The sequence below is a fragment of the Patiriisocius hiemis genome (assembly GCF_031846325.1).
Classification (GTDB): Bacteria; Bacteroidota; Bacteroidia; order Flavobacteriales; family Flavobacteriaceae; genus Patiriisocius_A; species Patiriisocius_A hiemis.
Genome location: NZ_JAVRHZ010000012.1, coordinates 1 through 5,417, shown reverse-complemented (window position 1 = coordinate 5,417; position 5,417 = coordinate 1). Strand labels below are relative to the sequence as shown.

The window sequence follows — 5,417 nt, the reverse complement described above, 5'->3', positions numbered from 1 at the left end:
AAAAAAAAAGACTCAATCTATTTTTAGATTGAGTCTTAAAGAAGGCGGCGACCTACTCTCCCACGATTGTAGTACCATCGGCGCAAACGGGCTTAACTTCTCTGTTCGGAAAGGTAAGAGGTGAGCCCCGTCGCTATAACCACCTTAGTTTTTCAATTCCCTTTAAGGCAAGAATCTATTTTGATTCATATTGGCCTTTCTTGGAAAAGATTCCTGTTTTCACAGGAATAAATATCTTAACATATTGAGAATAAGGATAACAAAAAAAGTTTTATAAAGTAATATAATACTCATATTAAAAAAGAGTTGCTTCCCACCCTTGCGGGTGGGAAAGCGATGTACATAAGCTTATGGGTTATTAGTATCACTCGGCTACAAACATTACTGCTCTTACACCTGTGACCTATCAACGTGGTAGTCTCCCACGACCCTTTAAAGAAATCTCATCTTGTGGTGGGTTTCGCGCTTATATGCTTTCAGCGCTTATCCCTTCCCGACGTAGCTACCCAGCAATGCTCCTGGCGGAACAACTGGTACACCAGAGGTCAGTCCAACTCGGTCCTCTCGTACTAGAGTCAGATCCACTCAAATTTCTTGCGCCCACTGTAGATAGAGACCGAACTGTCTCACGACGTTCTGAACCCAGCTCGCGTGCCACTTTAATGGGCGAACAGCCCAACCCTTGGGACCTTCTCCAGCCCCAGGATGTGACGAGCCGACATCGAGGTGCCAAACCCCCCCGTCGATGTGAGCTCTTGGGGGAGATCAGCCTGTTATCCCCGGAGTACCTTTTATCCTTTGAGCGATGGCCCTTCCATGCGGAACCACCGGATCACTATGCTCTACTTTCGTACCTGATCGACTTGTAGGTCTCTCAGTCAAGCTCCCTTATGCCATTGCACTCTACACACGATTGCCAACCGTATTGAGGGAACCTTTAGAAGCCTCCGTTACTCTTTTGGAGGCGACCACCCCAGTCAAACTACCCACCAAGCACTGTCCCCATCGCTGGGTTAGGCCCTAAACAAATAAAGGGTGGTATTTCAACAGTGACTCACCCACGCCTGGCGACGCAGGGTCGAAGTCTCCCACCTATCCTACACATTATTTGTCCAAGGTCAATACTAAGCTATAGTAAAGGTTCACGGGGTCTTTTCGTCCCACAGCGGGTAAACGGCATCTTCACCGTTACTACAATTTCACCGAGCTCATGGCTGAGACAGTGTCCAGATCGTTACACCATTCGTGCAGGTCGGAACTTACCCGACAAGGAATTTCGCTACCTTAGGACCGTTATAGTTACGGCCGCCGTTTACTGGGGCTTCAATTCAATGCGTCGCCGAAGCTAACATCTCCTCTTAACCTTCCAGCACCGGGCAGGTGTCAGGCCCTATACATCATCTTTCGATTTAGCAGAGCCCTGTGTTTTTGATAAACAGTCGCCTGGACCTCTTCACTGCGGCCCCCGCCGAAGCGGGGGCGACCCTTCTCCCGAAGTTACGGGTCGATTTTGCCTAGTTCCTTAGCCATGAATCTCTCGAGCACCTTAGAATTCTCATCCCAACTACCTGTGTCGGTTTAGGGTACGGGCTGCTTCACTCGCTTTTCTTGGAACTCGATTCGCTGGATTATCACCGCAGCCGTAGCCTTAGTGTACTATCGCGGTGTTACCACTCGCTTCAACGTGCTATTCCGTCAGCACGCACCAACTATTCGAATCCGTCACTTTTAACGTGAGCAGGTACAGGAATATTAACCTGTTGGCCATCCACTACCCCTTTCGGGTTCGCGTTAGGTCCCGACTAACCCTCAGCTGATTAGCATAGCTGAGGAAACCTTAGTCTTTCGGTGTGCGGGTTTCTCGCCCGCATTATCGTTACTTATGCCTACATTTTCTTTTGTAGCTACTCCAGCAAACCTCACAGTTCACCTTCAACGCCACTACAATGCTCCCCTACCACTTCTTACGAAGTCCATAGCTTCGGTAATATACTTATGCCCGATTATTATCCATGCCGGATCGCTCGACTAGTGAGCTGTTACGCACTCTTTAAATGAATGGCTGCTTCCAAGCCAACATCCTAGCTGTCTATGCAATCCAACCTCGTTTATTCAACTTAGTATATATTTTGGGACCTTAGCCGATGGTCTGGGTTCTTTCCCTCTCGGACATGGACCTTAGCACCCATGCCCTCACTGCATACAAACATTTTATAGCATTCGGAGTTTGTCAGGAATTGGTAGGCGGTGAAGCCCCCGCATCCAATCAGTAGCTCTACCTCTATAAAACTATGTATACGCTGCACCTAAATGCATTTCGGGGAGTACGAGCTATTTCCGAGTTTGATTGGCCTTTCACCCCTACCCTCAGGTCATCCCAAGACTTTTCAACGTCAACGGGTTCGGTCCTCCACTATGTGTTACCACAGCTTCAACCTGCCCAAGGGTAGATCACACGGTTTCGCGTCTACTACTGCTAACTATAACGCCCTATTCAGACTCGCTTTCGCTACGGATCCGTACCTGAAGTACTTAACCTTGCTAACAACAGTAACTCGTAGGCTCATTATGCAAAAGGCACGCCGTCACCATAAATGGCTCCGACCGCTTGTAAGCGCATGGTTTCAGGTTCTATTTCACTCCCCTGTTCGGGGTTCTTTTCACCTTTCCCTCACGGTACTGGTTCACTATCGGTCTCTCAGGAGTATTTAGCCTTAGCGGATGGTCCCGCTGGATTCATACAGGGTTTCACGTGCCCCGCACTACTCAGGATACTACTATCAATAACACGCCTTACTTATACCGGACTATCACCGTCTATGGTCTAGCTTTCCAACTAGTTCTAATTCGTTGTGCATCAAATATCGTAGTCCTACAACCCCAAAATTGCCGTAACAATTTTGGTTTGGGCTACTGCGCGTTCGCTCGCCGCTACTAACGCAATCACTATTGTTTTCTCTTCCTCCGGGTACTTAGATGTTTCAGTTCCCCGGGTTCGCCTCCTTGCGGATACTATACCTTCAGTATAGTGGGTTGCCCCATTCGGAAATCTGCGGATCAAAGTGTATGTGCCACTCCCCACAGCTTATCGCAGCTTATCACGTCCTTCTTCGCCTCTGAGAGCCTAGGCATTCCCCATGCGCTCTTACTTTGCTTATTGTACTTTTTTGCTCTTTAATGAGTTATTCATAGTCAGTAGCTTTTAGTCTTTAGCCGGTAGTATAAATACTGCCAACTGCATACTGAAAACTGCTAACTTAATTTTACTTAATTATTGCTTTTCTCGTATTCTTATTTCTCAATATGTCAATGAACGTTTTTCTTTCAACGGATTAAATACGATGATAACAAAAACTATTTTACTGTAAATAAACAGTATCCTTGGTTGTTTTGTTACCTATCAATCCCTAAACCTCAAGAATTGTGGAGAATATCGGAGTCGAACCGATGACCTCCTGCGTGCAAGGCAGGCGCTCTAGCCAGCTGAGCTAATTCCCCGTCTTATAAAGTAGGCAGTTGCCAGTTTATAGTTGACAGTAGCACAACTTCTAAAATTTCCTTCAATATAATATGAACGTTATTCGTAGTCTCAGGCAGACTCGAACTGCCGACCTCTACATTATCAGTGTAGCGCTCTAACCAGCTGAGCTATGAGACTGCATTATTTAATTAAAATTGACAAACTAAATCAAGTAAGTACCCGATTGTTAACTATAAAGCTAAACTTAATCGTCGTACTTTCTCTAGAAAGGAGGTGTTCCAGCCGCACCTTCCGGTACGGCTACCTTGTTACGACTTAGCCCCAGTTACCAGTTTTACCCTAGGCAGCTCCTTGCGGTCACCGACTTCAGGTACCCCCAGCTTCCATGGCTTGACGGGCGGTGTGTACAAGGCCCGGGAACGTATTCACCGGATCATGGCTGATATCCGATTACTAGCGATTCCAGCTTCACGGAGTCGAGTTGCAGACTCCGATCCGAACTGAGATAGGGTTTATAGATTCGCTCCTGCTCACGCAGTGGCTGCTCTCTGTCCCTACCATTGTAGCACGTGTGTAGCCCAGGACGTAAGGGCCGTGATGATTTGACGTCATCCCCACCTTCCTCACGGTTTGCACCGGCAGTCTGGCTAGAGTTCCCGACATTACTCGCTGGCAACTAACCACAGGGGTTGCGCTCGTTATAGGACTTAACCTGACACCTCACGGCACGAGCTGACGACAACCATGCAGCACCTTGCAATCTGCCCGAAGGAAAGGGTGTTTCCACCCCTGTCATATTGCATTTAAGCCCTGGTAAGGTTCCTCGCGTATCATCGAATTAAACCACATGCTCCACCGCTTGTGCGGGCCCCCGTCAATTCCTTTGAGTTTCATTCTTGCGAACGTACTCCCCAGGTGGGATACTTATCACTTTCGCTTAGCCACTCAGAAACAAGTTCCGAACAGCTAGTATCCATCGTTTACGGCGTGGACTACCAGGGTATCTAATCCTGTTCGCTCCCCACGCTTTCGTCCCTCAGCGTCAATATAGTATTAGTGATCTGCCTTCGCAATCGGTATTCTAAGTAATATCTATGCATTTCACCGCTACACTACTTATTCTAACCACTTCATACTAATTCAAGACTACCAGTATCAAAGGCAATTTTACAGTTGAGCTGCAAACTTTCACCTCTGACTTAATAGCCCGCCTACGGACCCTTTAAACCCAATGATTCCGGATAACGCTTGGATCCTCCGTATTACCGCGGCTGCTGGCACGGAGTTAGCCGATCCTTATTCTTATAGTACCGTCAGCTATCCACACGTGGATAGGTTTCTTCCTATATAAAAGCAGTTTACAACCCATAGGGCAGTCTTCCTGCACGCGGCATGGCTGGATCAGGCTCTCGCCCATTGTCCAATATTCCTCACTGCTGCCTCCCGTAGGAGTCTGGTCCGTGTCTCAGTACCAGTGTGGGGGATCCCCCTCTCAGGGCCCCTACCTATCGTAGCAATGGTAAGCCGTTACCTTACCATCTAGCTAATAGGACGCATACTCATCTTATACCGTAACCTTTAATGTCTATATGATGCCATAAAAACATACTATGAGGTATTAATCCAAATTTCTCTGGGCTATCCCTCAGTATAAGGTAGATTGTATACGCGTTACGCACCCGTGCGCCGGTCGTCATCAAAGTGCAAGCACTCCATGTTACCCCTCGACTTGCATGTGTTAGGCCTGCCGCTAGCGTTCATCCTGAGCCAGGATCAAACTCTTCATCGTTAAATCTTAAATATATTTATACAACTACTAAGCCTTAATCACTCTAAAAAATTCTCAGGTATCTTACTTAATCTAGTTCTTTCAATATAATTACTAACCATTTCTAATTAGTAACCATACGCTGTCAATTTCAATATGTCAATGAAC

General features: G+C 47.0%; 2 tRNA genes and 3 rRNA genes. All 5 read right to left on the bottom strand.

The window, feature by feature from the left end:
- Positions 1 to 39 precede the first annotated feature (39 nt).
- The 5 genes from rrf to RM538_RS13300 all read right to left on the bottom strand — a co-directional run bounded on the left by rrf (position 40) and on the right by RM538_RS13300 (position 5,270).
- Positions 40 to 147 (bottom strand): 5S ribosomal RNA (rrf, locus tag RM538_RS13320).
- 191 nt (positions 148 to 338) lie between these two features.
- A 23S ribosomal RNA gene (locus tag RM538_RS13315) occupies positions 339 to 3,160 on the bottom strand.
- Between the two features lie 264 nt (positions 3,161 to 3,424).
- Positions 3,425 to 3,498: transfer RNA gene (locus tag RM538_RS13310), tRNA-Ala, on the bottom strand.
- An 86-nt stretch (positions 3,499 to 3,584) separates the two neighbouring features.
- Positions 3,585 to 3,658, bottom strand: a tRNA-Ile gene (locus RM538_RS13305).
- Positions 3,659 to 3,747: 89 nt separating this feature from the next.
- Positions 3,748 to 5,270, bottom strand: a 16S ribosomal RNA gene (locus tag RM538_RS13300).
- Together the 16S, 23S and 5S rRNA genes with 2 tRNA genes alongside form the textbook arrangement of a ribosomal RNA operon.
- Positions 5,271 to 5,417 lie beyond the last annotated feature (147 nt).